At 50.0% G+C, this 19,481-nt stretch carries 19 protein-coding genes; 6 read left to right on the top strand and 13 right to left on the bottom strand.

Translation table 11 applies throughout. The features are described from left to right. The first annotated feature begins 2 nt into the window (after positions 1 to 2). The 3 genes from efeB to AC0VYQ_RS08395 all read left to right on the top strand — a co-directional run bounded on the left by efeB (position 3) and on the right by AC0VYQ_RS08395 (position 3,465). Positions 3 to 1,244 carry an iron uptake transporter deferrochelatase/peroxidase subunit gene (gene efeB, locus AC0VYQ_RS08405; RefSeq protein ID WP_475403388.1) on the top strand — a complete coding sequence of 414 codons (1,242 nt, stop codon included), beginning with the start codon at positions 3 to 5 and terminating at the stop codon, positions 1,242 to 1,244. Then, positions 1,228 to 2,907: an FTR1 family iron permease gene (locus AC0VYQ_RS08400; RefSeq protein WP_475404749.1), complete on the top strand. Its 1,680-nt coding sequence runs from the start codon at positions 1,228 to 1,230 to the stop codon at positions 2,905 to 2,907. Before efeB ends, AC0VYQ_RS08400 begins: the two co-directional genes overlap by 17 nt. 96 nt (positions 2,908 to 3,003) lie before the next feature. Then, positions 3,004 to 3,465: a YflT domain-containing protein gene (locus AC0VYQ_RS08395; RefSeq protein ID WP_088837180.1), complete on the top strand. Its 462-nt coding sequence runs from the start codon at positions 3,004 to 3,006 to the stop codon at positions 3,463 to 3,465. A gap of 292 nt (positions 3,466 to 3,757) precedes the next feature. On the opposite strand, the gene AC0VYQ_RS08390 is transcribed toward AC0VYQ_RS08395, so the two are convergent. After that, complete coding sequence (locus tag AC0VYQ_RS08390; protein WP_475403387.1) at positions 3,758 to 4,294, bottom strand: flavodoxin family protein; 537 nt, start codon at positions 4,292 to 4,294, stop codon at positions 3,758 to 3,760. A 151-nt stretch (positions 4,295 to 4,445) separates the two neighbouring features. On the opposite strand from AC0VYQ_RS08390, the gene AC0VYQ_RS08385 reads away from it, so the two are divergent. Then, positions 4,446 to 5,114 (top strand): hypothetical protein, encoded by a 669-nt coding sequence (locus AC0VYQ_RS08385; protein ID WP_159172483.1) that lies wholly within the window; start codon positions 4,446 to 4,448, stop codon positions 5,112 to 5,114. Here AC0VYQ_RS08385 and AC0VYQ_RS08380 read toward each other — a convergent pair. Beyond that, positions 5,100 to 5,948 (bottom strand): alpha/beta fold hydrolase, encoded by an 849-nt coding sequence (locus AC0VYQ_RS08380; RefSeq protein ID WP_214891827.1) that lies wholly within the window; start codon positions 5,946 to 5,948, stop codon positions 5,100 to 5,102. The two genes, AC0VYQ_RS08385 and AC0VYQ_RS08380, sit on opposite strands and share 15 nt — an antisense overlap. 113 nt (positions 5,949 to 6,061) lie before the next feature. On the opposite strand from AC0VYQ_RS08380, the gene AC0VYQ_RS08375 reads away from it, so the two are divergent. Together AC0VYQ_RS08375 and AC0VYQ_RS08370 are read left to right on the top strand one after the other, a co-directional pair. Beyond that, a complete protein-coding gene (locus tag AC0VYQ_RS08375) occupies positions 6,062 to 7,066 on the top strand; it encodes a helix-turn-helix transcriptional regulator (protein ID WP_475403386.1) in 1,005 nt (334 codons plus the stop codon). Positions 7,067 to 7,199: 133 nt separating this feature from the next. Continuing rightward, positions 7,200 to 7,526, top strand: coding sequence for a hypothetical protein (locus tag AC0VYQ_RS08370; protein WP_029330229.1), 327 nt, complete (start codon positions 7,200 to 7,202; stop codon positions 7,524 to 7,526). 217 nt (positions 7,527 to 7,743) lie between these two features. Here the strand turns inward: AC0VYQ_RS08370 and AC0VYQ_RS08365 are convergent, their stop codons facing one another. The 11 genes from AC0VYQ_RS08365 to parE form a co-directional block, all read right to left on the bottom strand. Further along, positions 7,744 to 8,721 carry a hypothetical protein gene (locus tag AC0VYQ_RS08365; protein ID WP_475403385.1) on the bottom strand — a complete coding sequence of 326 codons (978 nt, stop codon included), beginning with the start codon at positions 8,719 to 8,721 and terminating at the stop codon, positions 7,744 to 7,746. Next, positions 8,718 to 9,764 carry a DUF58 domain-containing protein gene (locus AC0VYQ_RS08360; RefSeq protein ID WP_159172487.1) on the bottom strand — a complete coding sequence of 349 codons (1,047 nt, stop codon included), beginning with the start codon at positions 9,762 to 9,764 and terminating at the stop codon, positions 8,718 to 8,720. Before AC0VYQ_RS08360 ends, AC0VYQ_RS08365 begins: the two co-directional genes overlap by 4 nt. A 2-nt stretch (positions 9,765 to 9,766) precedes the next feature. After that, positions 9,767 to 10,675, bottom strand: coding sequence for an AAA family ATPase (locus AC0VYQ_RS08355; RefSeq protein ID WP_029330224.1), 909 nt, complete (start codon positions 10,673 to 10,675; stop codon positions 9,767 to 9,769). Between the two features lie 139 nt (positions 10,676 to 10,814). Then, positions 10,815 to 11,030 carry a DUF3006 domain-containing protein gene (locus tag AC0VYQ_RS08350; RefSeq protein WP_157898482.1) on the bottom strand — a complete coding sequence of 72 codons (216 nt, stop codon included), beginning with the start codon at positions 11,028 to 11,030 and terminating at the stop codon, positions 10,815 to 10,817. Between the two features lie 12 nt (positions 11,031 to 11,042). After that, on the bottom strand, positions 11,043 to 11,909 hold the full coding sequence (locus AC0VYQ_RS08345; RefSeq protein WP_475403384.1) for a ComEC/Rec2 family competence protein: 867 nt from the start codon (positions 11,907 to 11,909) through the stop codon (positions 11,043 to 11,045). Further along, a complete protein-coding gene (locus tag AC0VYQ_RS08340) occupies positions 11,906 to 12,457 on the bottom strand; it encodes a histidine phosphatase family protein (protein ID WP_029330219.1) in 552 nt (183 codons plus the stop codon). The genes AC0VYQ_RS08345 and AC0VYQ_RS08340 overlap by 4 nt, the downstream gene beginning before the upstream one ends. A 62-nt stretch (positions 12,458 to 12,519) precedes the next feature. Then, complete coding sequence (locus tag AC0VYQ_RS08335; RefSeq protein WP_475403383.1) at positions 12,520 to 13,314, bottom strand: DUF3307 domain-containing protein; 795 nt, start codon at positions 13,312 to 13,314, stop codon at positions 12,520 to 12,522. Beyond that, positions 13,311 to 13,958 (bottom strand): hypothetical protein, encoded by a 648-nt coding sequence (locus AC0VYQ_RS08330; protein ID WP_214891817.1) that lies wholly within the window; start codon positions 13,956 to 13,958, stop codon positions 13,311 to 13,313. The genes AC0VYQ_RS08335 and AC0VYQ_RS08330 overlap by 4 nt, the downstream gene beginning before the upstream one ends. A 263-nt stretch (positions 13,959 to 14,221) precedes the next feature. After that, complete coding sequence (locus AC0VYQ_RS08325) at positions 14,222 to 14,692, bottom strand: NUDIX domain-containing protein (protein ID WP_235195152.1); 471 nt, start codon at positions 14,690 to 14,692, stop codon at positions 14,222 to 14,224. A 296-nt stretch (positions 14,693 to 14,988) separates the two neighbouring features. Next, entirely contained in the window at positions 14,989 to 17,394 is a 2,406-nt protein-coding gene (parC, locus tag AC0VYQ_RS08320; RefSeq protein ID WP_475403382.1) for a DNA topoisomerase IV subunit A, read from the bottom strand. Then, positions 17,387 to 19,357 (bottom strand): DNA topoisomerase IV subunit B, encoded by a 1,971-nt coding sequence (parE, locus tag AC0VYQ_RS08315; RefSeq protein WP_088837167.1) that lies wholly within the window; start codon positions 19,355 to 19,357, stop codon positions 17,387 to 17,389. The genes parC and parE overlap by 8 nt, the downstream gene beginning before the upstream one ends. Positions 19,358 to 19,481 lie beyond the last annotated feature (124 nt).

The raw sequence follows: 19,481 nt of genomic DNA, 5'->3' as shown, positions 1-19,481 counted from the left end.
TCATGACACGACCAACATTAGAGGCTGGCATGACGCGACGCGATGTTTTAAAAGTCGCCGGCCTGACCGGTCTCGGTGCAGCTTTTTATGCAAGTGGTGTCGAACGCTTCTTACCGCGCGCCTTGACGGCTAAGGCGTCCGATCAAGTCCCGTTTTACGGCACCTATCAAGCGGGCATCATGACGCCGGCCCAAAATCATGTCCAACTCGTCGCTTTTGACGTCAAGACGGATCGCCGCGACGAGCTGATTGATTTATTGAAGCGCTGGACGCGGGCTTGCGCGCGCTTATCAGCAGGACTATCGCTCGGCGAAACAGATAGTGCCTACGTCCCACCGGACGACACCGGTGAAGCAGAGGGGTTATCTGCAAGTCACTTGACGTTCACGTTCGGTTGCGGAATTAGTTTATTTGAAGGGGATCGTTTCGGCATCGGCCATAAACGCCCGGCACTCTTACGAGATTTACCGACATTTGATTTGGACCAGCTCGATGAGAAATGGTCCGGCGGTGACTTGATCGTCCAAATTTGTGCGGACGACCAGCAAGTCGTCTTCCACGCGTTACGCAACTTGACCCGAATCGGACGGGGGATCGTCAAGATTCGCTGGACGCAAGCCGGTTTCCAGCGGTCGAAAGTGGCAGATGCGACGGGCGGGACACCGCGGAACTTGTTCGGATTCAAAGATGGGACAGGCAATCCTGACGTGACGAAAGCGGCGACGCGGGAGAATACGCTGTTTTATCAATGGCGTGATGGTTCACCTTGGCTGACGAACGGGACGTTTCTCGTCGTTCGCCGGATTCAGATGCACCTTGAAGTCTGGGACCGGACGATTTTGAAGGAGCAGGAGCGGACATTCGGGCGTGAACGGGCGTCCGGGGCACCACTCGGTTCAAAAGATGAGTTCGCGTCCGTTACACCGACGAAACGGATCGCACGGGGGGAAGCAGAACTACCGGCAGACTCGCATACAGCAGTCGCGCATGGTGAAGGAAAGGTGCAACTGCTCCGACGCTCCTACTCCTACCAGGATGGCGTTGATGAGACGACAGGCGCATTAGACGCCGGTCTGTTGTTCCTCTCGTATCAGCGATCGCCGGAGCAGTTCATCACGATTCAAGAACGGCTCGCAACTTCTGACCGGATGAATGAATACATTACTCATCGTGGAAGCGCGCTGTTCGCATGTTTCGGCGGCATTCAAAAAGGAGGTTACATCGGTGATGCGCTCTTTGCTTAAAGCTGCCTTACTCGTGTTCCTTATATGTAGCACGCTCATCCCCCATGCGGGTGCAGAGGCGAAAACCGATGCCCTTTACGTGTCGATTGGTCAAGCCATCTCAGCCGTAAAGGCGGAAGATCGCGATGCACTTTCAAAACGAATCGCGATGTTAGCTAAACAATCAAAGGAACTGGCTGACTCAGATGAAAAATCCGTCATCTTAAAGCGTTTATCGACGCTAAAACAACATCAGGATGCGTCGTTCGCGACAATCAGTGCGGACTTGACGGCACTGTCGACGGCCGTCCGGACGCTCGAAGAAACAATGCGTCCCGCGCAGGATGCGACGGCCCGGACCCGTCTGCTTGATTTACATGAAGTGACCAAGCAAATGCGGCAAGCGGATGCGAGTGAGCGAAAGACACTCGAACAGACCTTGTTAAAGGAATGGACGGCCCGTGAGAGCGTCGTCCGGGGAGAAAGCATCGGTCACTACGGAAAAGTCGAGATGGCGTTATCTGCGATTCGCATCGCACAAGCACGCCAGACATTCGACCAGACGGAATGGAACGAGGCCCTCGACCAGTTTGATACAAGCATCGACTCATTCGTCGAAGGGGACATCGTCAAGACGGCATCAGTCGAATTGACTGATTTGATCCGTTTACTCGATCAGGCGTCGGATGCGCTCGTTGCAAAAGACCTCGACGGGGCGCGGTCGACTTTGACGACGTTCATCGCCCAGTGGCCGAGCGGAGAAGGGGCGGTCCGGACACGAGACAGTGCTTTATATACGCAAGTCGAGACGGACGTCCCCTTATTGCTCGCCCGCTTAAATGACGAGACGCGGAACGCGACAATCACTTCGTTACAGGAATTAAGCGCATCGCTCGGACAACTGACCGACCAGACGAGCTATACGTTCGTCGACGCGATGCTCGTCATGGTCCGGGAAGGACTTGAAGCGTTGCTGATTATCAGTGCGCTCGTCGCCTTGACACGTAAAGCGAACTTACGGGGGGAACGGCACATCTGGTTCGGAGCCGTCCTCGGGCTTTTAGCGAGTGGTCTGCTTGCGCTAATCATTCAATTTTTCTTCTCGACTGCGCTCGCAAGTGTCGGACGAGAGCAAATTGAAGGATGGACCGGCTTGTTCGCCGTTCTCGTGATGTTACTGGTCGGAAATTGGTTACATTCGAAAACGGCCATTACTTCCCGTCAAACGCAACTCGTGTCTGACCTATCGCGGACTTCACTCTTCATCGTCAGTTTCTTGACGATTTTCCGGGAAGGTGCGGAGACGTTACTCTTTTATGTCGGGATGGCACCGGCGATGACGCCACTCGCCTTAGGTGGAGGCATTTTGGCAGCCATTCTCTTCATCGGACTCGTGTCAATTGCAGTCATCTATTTCGGTGTCCGTTTGCCGATTCGCCGTCTATTCTTAGGCGCGACCATCTTAATCTATGTGATGGCCTTTAAGATACTCGGTGTAAGTCTGCACGCGCTCCAACTGACAGGTGTATTGCCTGTCCATCCACTTGCGTTGCCGCCCGTCGCCTGGATCGGATTTTATCCGACGATTGAAACCGTGGTGCCGCAAGTGCTGGTAGGCCTCATCATCATCCTGACGGTACTTCGTAAACAACGACGCGGCACGTCACTAAAGAAAGTTTCATAAGCAGTTTTTGAAATCCATGTTTTATTCATTATGTTTCGGGAATAACTTTATATTGAGACAGCCAACTGAGGCTTAGTATGAAGGAGATGAACGAACATGATTGAAACACGTATTGTCCGTGACATGACTGGCGTCGATGCAGAAATAACGAGTTTAAAGTCAGGCGGGTATTCAAATAAACAAATTTATATTTTTGCAAAAGACGAGGAACTGGCAGAACGGATTGCGAACGATACACAGACGCTTGCTTACCGCGTCACGAAAAAATCTTTTTTTGAAACATTGATGGCGACCGTCCGTAGTAATCGAAAAGATCGTATCGCCCAACTATCTGAACTTGGCATGACGAAAGATGTTGCAGAAAGTTTGGAAGATGAAGTCCGCCATGGCCATATCGTCATTGTCGGATCGAAGTCAGACTTAATCAACCCGGCCTATGCCGCATCTTACGTCGCAGATGAATCGAAAGATTATGGAGCGGGTGTACCGAAGCTTGAAGAAGAGGAAACGACGACAACCTTGCCTGCCGACCAAAATGTGAAGCTCAAAAACGACTAAACAGTCAAAAGACGCATTTGCGATTGCAAATGCGTCTTTTTTTGTCCTATACGACTTAACGAGAAGGCTCGATCGGATTTAAGGGAGTGGAGTGAGAATCAAGTCGTGGTCGCACGACCCGTATTTCTTCATCCGTTTGAAATAGCTGTTCTAGTAAAACGATATGATTGCGTGTCTTAAGTCGTTTCCACTTGCGTTCATTGCGTTTTTTCGACTGTAACATCTATCGCCACCTCCGATTAGTCTGACTACAGAATGGAACTAATCAAAAGATTCCCTTACATAACTTTCCTTAAACGTACGCTTTTGACATTTTTTCTCGGAACGCATCAATCTCTGCAAGGGCGACCGTATCGCGTTCGACGTCCCCCGGTGCATTCCCTTCCGCGAGGATCGCCGTTTCAAGACGGGCTCCTAAAAAGGTCGCGATATGGTCGAACTGTGTCACAAGGGCGCGTCCTTTTTCTTTTGGATCATCGCCGCCGACAGCAATCAGGTGGAATCGCTTGCCTTGCATCCGCTCACGGAAACGTAAGTCTTCATCACGCAACGATTCACTGAAGCGGTCGATGAAGAGCTTCATCTTCGTGGACATCGAATACCAGTAGATCGGCGTGATGAACACGATGTCGTCATGCTCGAGCATTTCTTCCACGATCCGCCGGTAATCATCGCCAATCGGTAAGAACCCACCATGATGCCGCCGGTCTTCCACAGGTTGAATCATCATATTGGCTAAATCGACCGACACATGAGGAATGCCTTCGAATGCGCGGACACCGAGCCACTCACTGTTCCCTTTTCTAGAACTGCCGTAAATCGTATACATCTTCGTTCCATCTCCTTTATTAATCGCTATTTGTCCATTGTAAGACAAAGGAAACGTTGAAATAAACTGATTTGCTTCTAAGAATGGTTTTGAAAACCGGAATTGCGGAAAAAGACTATCAGCACACCAGGAAAAGAGGAGGAAACGTCTGATGGAAAGAAGTATTTTGATTGCTTTAGAAAAACACCTTTATGCGATGCACCATGATTTAGACGGTCTCGCTCGTCTCATCACGAAAAAGTTCGTTCAGCTCAGTCAAGTCGCAGCGTCCGTCGAACATTTTCGTCGGATGAGCTTTGATATCTATAAATCACGGGAATCGTTGGCTCAAATTTCGCCGCAAGTCCTCTATGAGACGGCACTTGATTATGAGGACTGGCTTGAAGAGGAGTTTGATCAAATCCCACCGAGCTGGATGCTCAGCCGTGATGAGGAACACGCACTTGATCAACTTTGGTGGTTTGAATTTTTCCGGATTCAAGCTGAACTCGAGGAATGGCTCAGCCTGTACTTAATTCGTCGGATCCGTGAAGACATTCGGTATGTACCCCCTGTCATTGAAAAGAACGCCTATGCATTATCGGACGACGCCCGTCATGTCTTTTGGCGTTTGTTGCAACGGTCCGTTGCCAAACCTTCGTCTAAAATCAAAGCGAATCAACTGTCCTGTCGAATGGGCATCGCAGAAATCGCCCGCTGTGCCCGCTTGAACGAAGAACGGACGGAGCAGGCGATCGACGAATTGACGGCCCGGGGAATCATCTCGATTGTCGAGGAAAATGAAAAAATGAAGCTACATGTTCGTTTACAGGTGATTTAATGTGATGAAGCGTTCAATCATTCGTTCATCTCGTCGTGCTGAAGGACCAATCCAAATCAAATGACCCGGACTTTTCGATTCGATGAACTGGGCATGGGGGATCAGACGCTGCGTATAGCGGGCATGCTCGAACGGGACAGCGCGATCGGCTTGTGAATGGACGATTAGGACTGGGCAGCTGACCGTTTCGAGTGTCTGTCGCTCAAGCTGCTGAGTGATGTCGAACAAGACGCCGCGCCCGGGACCGTTCTGTAGTCCGACGGCATACAATAAGCGTTCATCCTCATGCGTCAAGAGTGACCGAATGTCACTACGTTGCAACAGGCTCGTCATTTCGACCATCCGGACGGACGCCTCTTCAGGAAATTTTTTTAACTTATCTTTGACATACGTCCATAATACCCACTGAATGAAGTGGAGTGGACGTTGCAAGAGCGGTTGAATCAATACGTTCTGGTATGGAAGTGAAATTTGATGAGACATCGCACACGCTAAAACGAGTGAGCAAGCAGCATCGTTTTGGCTCGCTAGGGCGATTGCTGTCGGACCGCCTGCTGAGATGCCGTAGATGGTATAGCGCGTAAAACCACGTGCCTGCATCCAACCTTTATAAAACGCAGCTAGCTCGACAGGGGACTCCGCTAACCGCAGCGGGGTTTTTCCGTATCCGGGACGTGACGGGACAATCACGCGGTACCCGGCGTGAATTAATTTTTCGACATGATAAATCTCCCGGTAATCGGACTGTGTACCGTGGATTAACAGAATGATGGGACCTGTTCCGCTATCTCGGTAATCAAATTGTTGTTCCTTCCATTCAGCAATCAAATGCATCCAAATTCTCCTAACGATATAAATTTTACCAATTTATTGTTAATATTATTATTTATTTACGGTATACTCGAAGTATAATCAAATACCGTAACGATAGGAAATGAGGATGTACCGTGCCTACTGAAAAATTATCAAACCGTGATCGCTTACTGGCTGTTCGGGATATTTTTGAAAAATACTCGGACGAAGAGGAGACCTTGACGTTAGAAGACTTGAGTATCGCTTTATCAAAACGAGGATTGATTGAAAAATTATCACGAAAATCGCTGAAGGACGATATCGAGGCCCTTGCGAAATCAGGGTTTGATGTCGTCAAAGAAGAGACGAAAAATGGACTGGCGACGCCATATCATCTCGTCAGCCGGCGGTTTGAGCACCACCAGTTGCGTTTACTCGTCGACGCGATCGCAAGTGCGAAATTCATTTCGGAAAGTGAGACGAAGGCGCTTGTTCGAACGATTCAATCATTGACGAGCGAGCGGTTGGCGAAGACGTTGAACCCCGTCATCCATACGGTCAAAAAACCAAAAGGAATGATTCCGTTCTCGATAGATACGATTCAAAAGGCGATTACGGAACAAGAAATCATCAGCTTCCAGTACCAAGGGAAATTTAATGAACGGACGCGGAAGTTCGAGCTCCGCCGAGATGGTGATTTTTATCTCGTCACACCAGCGCACCTAATTGTCGATAACGGGAACTATTACTTAATCGGTCGTGATGAACGTGTCCAGCAGATTCGGACATATCGTGTCGACCGGATCGTCCAGTGCAGTGTATTCGAACCGGCAGAGACTCCGGTCGAGGTGGATCCTTCCTACTTGAGTAACATGTTCAACATGTACGGAGGGGAAGATGAGCAGCTGACGTTAAAATTTCACGAAAGCGTCATGCCGACGGTCGTCGATCGATTCGGGACGGATATCCGCTGTCGACGAATCGACGAGGAATGGTTCGAGGTTAAAGTCAGTGCCCTCTTCTCGGAAGGCTTCATGATATGGTTGATTCAATTTGCTAACCAAGCTGAAATCATCGAACCGAGCATCCGTCGTGAAACCTTTAAAGAGAAGGTCCTTCAGTTGGCGCGAATCTATCAGGAAAGTTCTGTTGTAAACTAATGCTGCGAAAAGTGTCCTTGCAAGTGAAAGGACACTTTTTGTCGTTTTTTGTCGTATATTCATATTTGAATATTTTCGCGTATCTTTTCCGTCTACTATTAAGGGTATCTGATACTTATGTAGGAGGAACGTCATGCAACAGATGGAAAATCGCCGTACACGGGGCTGGATGGATGGACTATTGTATCTATTCTTCGTCTGTCTTTCCTATATTTCCTGGTACTTATTGTTTATTTTCGCTTTTAACTTACTTTTTGCGGAAGAATTATTAGAAACGATGGATATCGTCATTTTTGGTTTTAGTCCACTCTTTGCACTAGCCATTACAATTTTTTCGATTCGTCTCTTTAAACGTCGTGGTCAACTCAAACATATCCCGGTAATTCTTGTCGTCTATTCGCTTGCAACAAGTATTTTACTGTATTATTCAATCGCTTATTCGGTCTTACCGCGGCTGTAACGAGACTTGCATCATCCCGTTATTTGGAATATGCTACGCTTATAGCTCATGCCAATAAGGGGGGATACCATGAACACACAGTATATCCTCGACTGGATGCCGTTAGTGCTTCCTGTCGGTGCGATCGTCTTTATCGTCGTCATCGCACGTAAAGCATCGAAAATTGATTCAACTAAATGAAAAATCTCCATTCTCTGTTACAGAGATGGAGATTTTTTTATTGTTCAATACGTTCCCGAACCTGACGACGGAAAACTTGCAAATCATAGGCGGGTTCACTTTGACTAAACTCGATTCCGTCAATCAAGCGGGCATTGCGCTCGACTTCCGGGAAGGCGATCCGCTCAAGCCATTCGTATGTCGTCTCATCGCGTTTGCGTGGAAAGGCTTGCTCCAGTTGCGAGGCGAGTTGGAGCAACGGATGCTGACTGTGCTTTTTCGCGGCCTTCGTCCGCTTTTTGGCGGTTGGTCGGACGATCTCGTCCTGCTCCACCGTGACGACGCGTCGTTTACGAAGAAAATAGAACATCAGTCCGACGACGAGGAGAGCCAGTCCGAGGGCGGCATAATTAAACACCTGGACCGTCGCGGCGTTCATTGCCCCTTGTTTGATGGGTTCGACCGCTTCCATGTTGCCGAGGCTTGCACCAGTCTGCGTTTTTTCATCGACCTTTTCCGAAAGCGGAATCGTCCACGTAAAGAGTGAACCGAATGCCTCGAAGGCGGGGCGCATTAAATTTGCGACGGATCCGAACAATGCTTCCTTCATCAGGCGAAGAAGGAAGACGAGCAAAAAGCTAAGTCCGAAGGCGAGCGTGACGCTCGTCAAAATCCGGCGCCACTCGACGAGATGTCGTTTTAAGAACGGCGTCAGGACGAGTAGACCAAGCAAGACATAGGCGAGGAGCGGTGGTGTCAGTCCGGGGTACAAGAAACAAATCCCGACGAAGACAGCACCCGTCAAAGCAAAGCGGTACTCGAGTTCGATCGTCTCGAGGAAAGCACCGATCGCAGTCGCCAACAATAAGAAGATGCTGATCAATGGTGATACATAAAACAGGGCGAGCGCAGCGATCACTTGCAGAAGAATCCGGACTTTCCGAACGGGTAGGACGGCAAGCAGCGCGAAGGCAAGCAACGGGAGTGCCATCGTCTGTAAGAGACTGATGATGAGTAACCACCAGAGCAACATCATGCGCTCACCTCCTTTTGCCGATGACCGAGGTGGATTGCGGCAGTCGTCGACGGGACGGCCCGTTGGAGACGTTTCATGAAGTAGCGGCGCTCAAGCGGTAAGTCGTACTCTGACAGGCGCGCCAAACACTCCATCGTCCGTAAAAACTGTTCCTTTCCTTTTCCGGACGGAACATGGTACCACTGACCATCCCGATTGACCATCGAAATCCAAAGACTGTAAGAGGCACCTTGTTTTTCAAGTTCCCGGATGATTGTCGCACCACGGGACAGCAGTTTTTCAAAGTCACTCCGCAAGGACAATCCGTCACCGGACAGACCGTCGATGATGACGGCATAATCATGATTCCGGACACGGTCGTATTGATAGGAATAGAGTTCGCTCGTCTTCGCATATGCTGACCAGTAAATTGTCTTGGCGTCTCCCGCATACGGGACGACGGAATGAAAGCTCGACCGGTCCGTGAACGGGCTCGACCGATCAACCGTCTCACCGGGGATTTGCCGTTCGTTCCATTCGACGGAAGCAGGGGCGAAGTCCGGGAAGACATGCCCGAGTTGTTGAATCGGTAATGTCAAGTAGACCGTCATCGTATGGAACGGATCTGAAATCATCACATCGAACGACTGAATCCGAATCGTTCCGCGATGTGCGGCGATAACGTCAATTTCGAACGGAACGATTTGATTTTTACCGACGAACAGGTGATGCCGCCAAAATTGACTGCCTGCACCATCGATTCGGACCTGGTCCCCGAGCAAGCCGGATACAGTGACTTTACCGAGCGAAAACCTTGCCCGGTTTTCTAAAGCAAACGGGATGGCGAGTTCATCGTCACGAAAGGCACGTGTCGTTTCGACCAGTCGGACGTCGATCTGATTAGCTAAGTATTCGAGGCACTTCGGCATATACCAGCCGTAGAGGACATAGGCGACGAATAGACTGGCGAGGACGAGTGAACCATATAGGGCGCAAAAGACACCACTTACCCCGACGAGAAATAAGAAGATGGGATGGAATGCTTTAGGTGTAATCAATTGCATGGTTACACCTCAGTCGGTACAGTCAAAGATTCGAGTGTTTGTTTGACGAGTCGTTCATTCGTCATCTTCAACGTCGCTTCAAGGGTCAAGACGAGACGGTGGGCGAGCAAGGGGGTGGCCAAGCTCTTGATATCTTCCGGCGTCACGTAATTCCGCTCATGCATCCAGGCGCGTGCTTTTGCCGCTTTCAGCAAGGCGAGCGTCGCCCGCGGACTTGGACCGATTTCGATGTCACGGTGCGCTCGTAGGGCGTCACATACATCAAGGAGGTAGTCCTCGACCGTATCTTCGATGGTTACGGCTGCGACTTCCTGTTTCCAGGCGTTCAATTGCTCGAGTGGGAGATGAAGATCCATCGCCTCGAGATGTGCGCCTCGCAAAAGTGCTTTTTCAGCAGTCCGGTCGAGTGGTGTGAACGAAAGTTTGAACAGAAAACGATCGAGCTGAGCTTGAGGCAACGGGAACGTTCCTTGTCCATCGAACGGATTTTGTGTCGCGATGACAAAAAAGTGTTGCGGTAACGTATAGGACGTGTCACCGATTGTGACTTGTGCTTCCGCCATCGCTTCAAGGAGCGCTGACTGGGTGCGCGGGGTCGTCCGGTTGATTTCATCGACGAGTACGATGTTGGCGAACAGAGGACCGAATCGTTGTTCGAATGAGCCGGTCAACGGATTGAACAACTCCATTCCGAGTAAATCGGTCGGTAGCGTATCGGCTGTACACTGGACACGGGAAAACTTCGCATCGAGCGACTGCGCCAATGCCTTAGCGAGTGTCGTCTTGCCGGTACCCGGTCGATCTTCCAGTAAGACATGTCCTTCGGCGAGCATGCCGATCAACAGATGATCGATGACATGGTCCTGCCCGAGGACGGATTGTTTTAAGGATGTACGTAGTTGTTGAAACATAAAATAATTCCCCCTTGTTTTCTTCTTCTCACTAAAGTGTACGAAAATTCAGATAAAACCGCCAGTAATTCTCGATGTTTCTTCTAATTAATTCCATTAATCCGTAAAAAAAGCAGACACGCTGTGTCTGCTTCCTGCGTCAATCCTCAAACAGTTCATCCATCAACTGGTCGATTTCCTGGCGACGCGCCACCGTCTCGGTACGTAAAATCCGGATCGAGCGCCCTTGCCATTCCAGCCGATCGCCGACTTCTGCTGCGACCGGCAGTCGTTCTCGCGGGAGTTGAATCGTTTCCCGTGCTTCCGTCTCACACAAGGCGAATGCTTCCTCGAAAGCTGTGACCGTCATCTTCATCGTCATGCCTCCTTAGTTCGGACGGAAGTCTCTGCGACTTGTGACGGTAATCGCCGTCCCATCCGATGTGTATTCAATCGTCCCCATCCGGTCCGTCCGGTCGATTGTGATGCTCTCTGCTGCTAAGGCATTCATGACTGTCGGCCGGGGATGGTTGTAGGCATTTCCTTCTCCCGCTGAAATTAAGGCACGTTCAGGGTGAACGGCTTGCAGAAATGGAATCGACGACGATGTATCGGCACCGTGATGACCAATCTTTAAGACATCTGCCTTGACGTCAATTCCGGCTGTTAGTAATTGTTGCTCCGTCCGAGTCGGCGCGTCCCCCATGAAGAGGAACGTATTCTCCTCGTGCGTCATCTTCAGGACGGCACTCCAACTGTTTAAATCACGGGTCCCGTCCGTCAAAGGAGCGATGATCTCAAAATCGGCTGATTCACTCGGGATGACGACGCCGGCTTTCGCCGTTTTGATTGTCACCCCTTCATTTTTGACAGCAAGCAAAAAGTCACGATAGGTATCGGTCGTGTGATTGACACGCGGGGCGTAGACTTGGTCGACATCAAATGCTTCAAGGACGGTGTCGAGTCCGCCGATGTGATCGGCGTCAGGGTGGGTCGCGATGACGGCTGTTATGCGTGTCACCCCAAGCGCTTTTAAGTAGCGGACAACGTCATCTCCTTTCCCATTGTTGCCACCATCAATCAAAATCGCGTCCGTCTTCGTCCGGATGAAGGTGCTGTCACCTTGTCCGACATCAAATCCGTATACCGAGACCGTCGTTTCGGCGCGGTCGGTGCGTAGCGCTTCGTCCTCCCGCGTCATATAGAAAATGATGATCAGACCGAGGGCGAGCAGAATCGTCGAAGCCCATTTCATCGTCTAACCTCACTCTTTTCAAATTGATAGAGCATCCCGTTGCGCGGGTGACGGAAGCGGGGGCCGGTGTAACCACGTTTTTTCAGTGCCGTCCGCATCAATAACATCATTCCGCCGTGGCCGACGAGGAGAACGCGTTCATTATTCTCGAACGCCAATTGATTCAACAACACTTCAATGCGTTGGTTGGCATCTTTAATCTGCGCCTGAATCCGTTTGCTGAACGGAGCGACGAGCCGACCGATGATCGCCCAGGCGAGGAAGGGGAGGCGAATCCGGGAATTGATCGTCGGGAACGGCACTTCTCGTAAGAGATCGGTCACGATGATCTCATCCTCATAGACACTCTCTGCTGTCTGGATCGCCCGCGGCATACTGCTCGCATAACAGATCGTCCAGTCCGTCTGTCCGAGTTCGACCGGTTTGACATCGATCGCCGAGCTATCGTACCGTTCAATCCAAGCTTCGATATCGGAAGCGCTAATCCAACCTTTCGTCGGATATCCTTCTGTGACCCGGTGGTGTCTGACTAATCCAATCGTTTTCATTTTTGTTCGACGGTCTTTCTGGTAAAGCCAGGAAGCCGTCTCACCTCACTTTCTTTCTCGTTCTATAATACGAAGCGAATGGCGATTCCACAGAGGAGTGCGCTCAAAATACTAAGTAAACTGCCGATGATATAATATTCCGCAAAACGGCGGTCTTCAAACTGCTTGAACCGCGCCAATGCTTTGAGAGCGATGATGAAGCCGATTGCACCAACCGCATTGACGGCGACGAGAATAACGATGATGGCCCGCTCGACGAGACCGATATAGCGACCAACGCCATTAATCTCTGTCGTGTAACTGCGGGCCGAATCCTCAACCTCGTGGGTGACGGAACGGCTGATCCCGTTCAATTGTTCCTTACGAGTCACTTTCCGCTCGAAATGGGATTCAATCAATCGGGGAGCGAACGGTAGCAGCAAGGGGGCGATGCCGCGTCCGACGAGTTCCGTCGCAACCAGGCTCCACATGATGATCCAAAGCACTTGGAAGGAGAGGGTGATAGCACTTGGCCAACTGATCGGGAACATCACCGCAATCAGACCAATGATGATGCCGATATGTAACAGTTGATCAATCCAAAAAGCCGGTGCCGGTTTGATGATCCGCTTGAGTTGCGAGCGGTCAATGACGGTGTGTGATCCGATAATCGCACTGAAGAGATACAGGGCACTTATGAGCTCGATTTGTCCGGTCAGGTAAAAATAACTTAAGACAGCCGCTGTACAGAGGCTATGTATCCCGAGATGGACGAGCAGGGGGCGAAGCTTCCGGTGCTTGTGCTCCGCGATCCGTTTACCTTGCAGCGGGAAATCGGCAATGAGATGGGCAATCAGAAGGCTCAACAGTAAATTCATCCAATCGCCTCCCAGACTTGGAGTTGCTCGAGCGCTTGTATAAAAGCCGTTTCGAGTTGCTTCCGTTGTTTACGTTGCGAGCGGGCAACAAGTTTCGCGACGTTAATTCGGGCATCTTTTTCTTGAAAACCCATTTTTAGTCCGATTTCTTCATACGTTGCGTCCGGGAATCGGTCCATCAGTGTATGGAGCTCGACTTGACGATCTGTTTTCCCAAAATAAGCGGGATACAGCATATCGACATAGCCTGTTAGTAAAGCAGCCGGGAAATAAGGGGGGCCGGCGAAAACGATTTGATTGTCTGATTTTTTGGCCGCCTCTTGCGCTTCGAATGCAAAAATGATGGCGCTACCGTTCGCTTCGTCGGCTTCTGTCGTCGAAAGCGTTTCATATTGACCAAATCCGACGCCGACATAACCGTCGAGCGGACCATTAACGAGTTCGAGTAAAACAGGATAACAGACTGGGTAGCTTTGGAAAACACCGAGTAAGCTGTCTCCAGACTTAATTTGAAACGGGACGAGTGCGTCTTTAAACTGGTCATTTAATTGCTCCGCCAACGTCCGGAGTGTCTGCAATAATTCTTCTTTGTGCGGAAAAGTGCGTGAATTTTTGACGTCAAATGAAATGGCGACGGCTTGCATCAAATTCCTCCTTTGTTACTGATATTCCGGTTACAACCGAAATGTTACCGTTATAAAGGTAACAAATGATTTGTTACTGTATTTAGAGTAACAGGGGTGGAAGTAAAAAACAAAGGGGCAAACTGACTATTTTTTATGGGGGACATGCAAAAAAAATATTTTTCTTCACAAGTTAACATAACATATATTATCAATAGTTAAATAATCTTGTCTCATAAGTAAGGTAAACTCAATATAGTGAGACAAAACAAAAAAACACGACATTAGCCGTGTTTGCGACAATCATATGGTTGATTACGTTCCAACCGATGAATGAGCCGATCAAGAAAAATATGATGCCGGCGTTCGAGCTGTGTGATGCGATCAAGCGGCAACCAGGCGAAATGGAAAAAATCACCGCAATCTTGACCGTCACCCGCAACACAATGCGTCCATCTGTTTTCTTGGCATTCGATATGGGCATGATAGAAATATGTGTAATGGACCCGCATCCGCTCTGGGTAACGCATCTCTTCTTCGCCAACGTATTGAACGGTCGCAAGTGATAGACCACTTTCTTCCAACGTCTCGCGGACGGCTGCTTCCTTGGCGATTTCTGCGTCTTCAATCGTCCCGGCAGGAATCTGCCAGTCACTATCTGGAGCTGATTGTGGATGAAAAACAAGTAGTTCCCATCCCTCTGGTTGTTCCCGTGTGATATAGATTGCTACTTTTTCGCGTCGTCTGAATTTCATCTTCATCACCTCTCCAGTTAGGCAGATGGCACAAAAGCAGCTAAGGACGGATCCGTAGCTGCTTGAGAAATACATATAAGCTACGCTTCGAACCGCTTCGCGTCTGATGTGACATGCTTGACCTGACCATTTTCTTTTATTGTAGCGGTTATTGGTCACTCTTTCAATTTGTAAACTAAAGATTCACCGATAATTTGTGGAAATAATCTAAAAAAATGATTAAAAAGACGACATTTCCTACAAAAAGACAGAAAAAAAGACGTCCCCCACACTTCATCGTGAGGGACGTCTGACCGTCAAACGGTATACCAGTCAACGAGTGGACCGAATTTTTCTTCATCATACGCAAACGAACCATTCGATAACCGATCGAGATAAGACAAGGAACCGATTTGAATCGATTTTTCCTGTTCTTTTCCGATCAAAACGAGTTCTTTTTGATTCGTTACATCAAGTAGTGCCGCTACCTGGTGCGGTTTTGATTTTAAATCACGCAACAATTGCTGACCGCGTAAGGCACGATTCGTGATTTGGAACTGATCGGCGAGCCGCATCTTCTTCAAGGCGCCCCGCTGTGTCAGTAAGACGATATTCGGTGCTTGCATAAAGGCAATCGCCCCTGCGACGACATCATCATCCTTCAGGTTGATGGCTTTGACACCTGCTGCCCGAACGCCGACGACCGGTACATCGTCTTCCGTGAACCAAAGACCAAAGCCGTTTTGCGTTGCGAGGAACAATTGTTTCTCGCCAGTCGAGACCGCAGCATAGAGGACTTCGTCATCCGCTTTCAGACGGACGCCTTGCAGTGGTTTCGACTTCCGCTGGGCATTGTAATCACTCAACTTCGACCGTTTGACCATCCCTTGACGAGTGACGAACAGACAGTGTGCTGTTTCGTCGAACGTCCGGACGAGATCGATTGAGAGGACACGGTCGCCCGGCTCAAGTGGCACGAGATTCGCGACGTGTTGTCCGCCATCTTTCCACTTCGTGTCTGGAAGTTGGTGAACGGGAATCAACAAATAGTTCCCGCGTATCGTCCAAACGATGACGTGATCGGTCGTCATCGCTTGCCCTTGATAGAGCAGACGATCTTGTTCTTTCATCTCCGGAAGGTCGTTCGAGGCACCGAATGACCGGAGCGACGAACGTTTGATGTAGCCGTTTTTCGACATGAAGACCATCGTTTCTTCGACAGCGATCATGACTTCCGTCTTCAGCTTCAGTTCTTCGACTTCTGCTTCGACCGTCGAACGGCGTTCATCCGCGACTTGCTCCTTTAAGATGCTCAATTCTTTGATGATGAGGCGGTTCCGCGTCTTCTCATCGTTCAAGATTTTCTCGAGACGCGTGACTTCCTTCTCGAGTTTTTCCGCCTCTTCCTGCAATTCGACGATGTCCGTGTTCGTCAGGCGATACAGTTGGAGCATGACGACAGCTTCCGCTTGGCGGTCCGAGAAGGCGAAGCGTTCAATCAGGTTCTCTTTTGCTTCCGCTTTGTTCGTCGCAGCCCGAATCAGACGGAGTGTCTCATCGAGTACGGAAATCGCAGTCATTAAGGCAGAGACGACTTCCTGGCGGCGTTTCGCTTGATCGAGATCAAACGTTGTCCGGCGGATGACGACTTCCTTAACGTGACTTAAATAAGCATCCAGTAAGGCGAGCACACCCATTTGACGCGGTGTCCGCTCATGGATGGCGACCATATTGTAGTTATAGGCGACTTGGAGGTCGGTTTGTTTGAGGTAAAAATGTAAAATCCCCTCTGCATCAGCCTCTTTTTTCAGTTCGATGACGACACGCAGTCCATCCCGGTCCGTTTCATCGCGGACTTCAGCCACTCCTTCGACCTTACGGTCGAGGCGTAATTCTTCCATCCGTTTGACGAGATTTGCTTTGTTGACTTCGTACGGCAGTTCCGTGATGACGATTTGCTGACGTCCCCCGCGGAGTGTCTCGATTGTCGCCCGCGACCGGATGATGACTTTCCCGCGTCCTGTTTCGAACGCTTTTTTGATCCCGTCGAGCCCTTGCACGACGCCACCAGTCGGGAAATCAGGTCCTTGCATGTGTGTCAGCAGATCGTTGACGTCGTTGACGGTGCCTGAGATGCGACCGATTGCCGCGTCGAGGACTTCGCCCGCGTGGTGCGGTGGAATCTCTGTCGCGTACCCAGCAGAAATTCCGGTCGAGCCGTTCATCAACAAGTTCGGTAACAACGAAGGTAAGACGAGTGGTTCTTCCGTCGTATCATCAAAGTTGAGTGTGTAATCGACCGTCTGTTTATTGATGCCGTCTAGAATCAAGCTTGAGACTTTCGAGAGACGTGCTTCCGTATATCGCATTGCGGCAGCACTATCGCCGTCAATCGATCCATTATTCCCTTGCATGTCGACGAGCGGGTACCGTAACTTCCACTCCTGACTCAAGCGGACCATCGCCTCATAGACAGACGAGTCGCCGTGCGGGTGGTAATTGCCGATGACGACCCCGACCGTCTTGGCAGACTTCCGGTACGCACGGTCATACAGGTTCCCTTCCGTATGCATCGCATAGAGAATACGCCGCTGGACGGGTTTGAGCCCGTCGCGCGCATCCGGTAAAGCCCGGTCTTGAATGATGTATTTCGAATAACGTCCGAACCGGTCACCGACGACCTGTTCGAGCGATAAATTTAAGATGTTTTGTAGATTAGACATGCTTTGTCACACTCGCTTTCGTCACGTGTTCATTTTCAATGATTGAGATGTCTTCCGCGAGTCCGAACGCGACGTTATCTTCAATCCATGACCGGCGGTGGCCGACGTTATCGCCCATCAAGACGGAAACACGTTTTTCAGCAACGGCGGCGTCGTCGATCGTGACGCGAATCAATGTCCGGGTCTCAGGATCCATCGTCGTTTCCCAAAGTTGAGGAGCATTCATCTCACCAAGTCCTTTGTAGCGTTGGATCATATAGCCTTTACCATACTTTTTCGTTGTTTTCGCCAGTGTGTCTTCATCCCAGACATACTCGAACTTCTCCGTTTTTCCCTTGCCTTTCGAGACGCGATACAGCGGAGGTAAAGCGACGAAGACTTTCCCGGCGTCAATCAACGGACGCATGTACCGGAAGAAGAACGTCAGCAGGAGGACTTGAATGTGGGCGCCATCGGTATCGGCATCGGTCATGATGATGACCTTGTCGAAATTACAGTCGGACAAGTCAAAATCTGCCCCGACCCCGGCTCCGATCGCATGGATGATCATGTTGATTTCTTCATTCTTCATGATGTCCGCGAGTTTCGCTTTTTCCGTATTCAGGACTTTCCCGCGTAACGGTAAAATCGCTTGGAACGTCCGGTTCCGTCCTTGTTTTGCAGAACCGCCGGCAGAATCTCCCTCGACGAGGAACAATTCATTTTTGTCGGCATTTTTTGAAGCGGCCGGTGTCAATTTCCCGTTTAAGATGCTGGAACGTTTCTTTTTCTTGCCGTTGCGTGCTTCTTCCCGGGCTTTGCGGGCTGCTTCGCGAGCTTGTGCCGCACGAATGGCTTTTTTAATGAGTAAAGTTGCCGTTTGCGGGTTTTCTTCGAGGTACGTCGACAGACGACGGCTGATGACGGCGTCACAACTCGTCCGTGCTTCAGGAGAACCGAGTTTTGACTTCGTTTGTCCTTCGAACTGGAGGAACTCTTCCGGAATCCGAATCGAGACGATCATCGTCAAGCCTTCCCGAATATCATTGCCGTCGAGATTTTTATCTTTTTCTTTTAATAAACTATTTTTACGGGCATATTCGTTCATGACGCGAGTCATTGCCGTTTTCGAACCGACTTCATGGGTTCCACCGTCACGAGTCCGGACGTTATTGACGAACGACAGGACGTTTTCCGAGTAGGCGTCCGTAAATTGGAACGCGATATCGACTTCGATTTCGTTTTCGACGCCTTCAAACGCGACCGTCGGATGCAGGACATCCTTGTCGTCGTTCAAATAACCGACGAACTCGCTGACCCCTTCTTCGTATTGGAAGACATCTGCTTTGTCGGACCGTTCATCCGTCAAGGTGATTTTCAAACCTTTTAAGAGGAAAGCGGATTCACGAAGACGTTCAGCGAGCGTTTCATAGTTGTATGTCAAGGTACTGAAAATTTTCGCATCCGGCTTAAAATAGACAGCCGTTCCTTTTTGACGCGTCGCTCCCGTCTCAAGTAACGTCGTTTTAGGCATTCCGCCATTTTCAAACGTTTGCTCGAACTGTTTTCCGTCACGATAAATCGTCACCTTCAAGTCTGTTGATAAGGCATTGACGACGGAGGCGCCGACACCATGCAATCCACCAGACGTCTTATAACCGCCTTGCCCGAATTTTCCGCCGGCGTGGAGAACGGTGAAGATGACTTCTGCCGTCGGTTTCCCCGACGCGTGCATTCCCGTCGGCATCCCGCGCCCGTGGTCACGGACCGTGATGGCGTTATCTTTATGGATTGTGACATCGATCTGTTCCCCGAACCCGGCAAGGGCTTCATCGATTGCGTTATCGACAATCTCATACACCAAGTGGTGGAGACCACGGTGGTCAGTCGATCCGATATACATACCTGGGCGCTTCCGGACAGCTTCGAGTCCTTCGAGCACCTGGATGGCATCGTCATTATAATTGTTTAAATCTGTCGCCATAGTTTTCACCTCATATAGAAAAACGCCGATTTTCCAAACATTCGTTCGTTTTTCTAGTAGTCTGTATCTAATTGTAGGCATCTTCTTGCTATCTGACAAGAGGGAACGTAAAAAAGACACTCAC

Source organism: Exiguobacterium sp. QJM3NY_9 (assembly GCF_056173545.1).
This window is presented reverse-complemented; position numbering and strand designations above follow the sequence as displayed.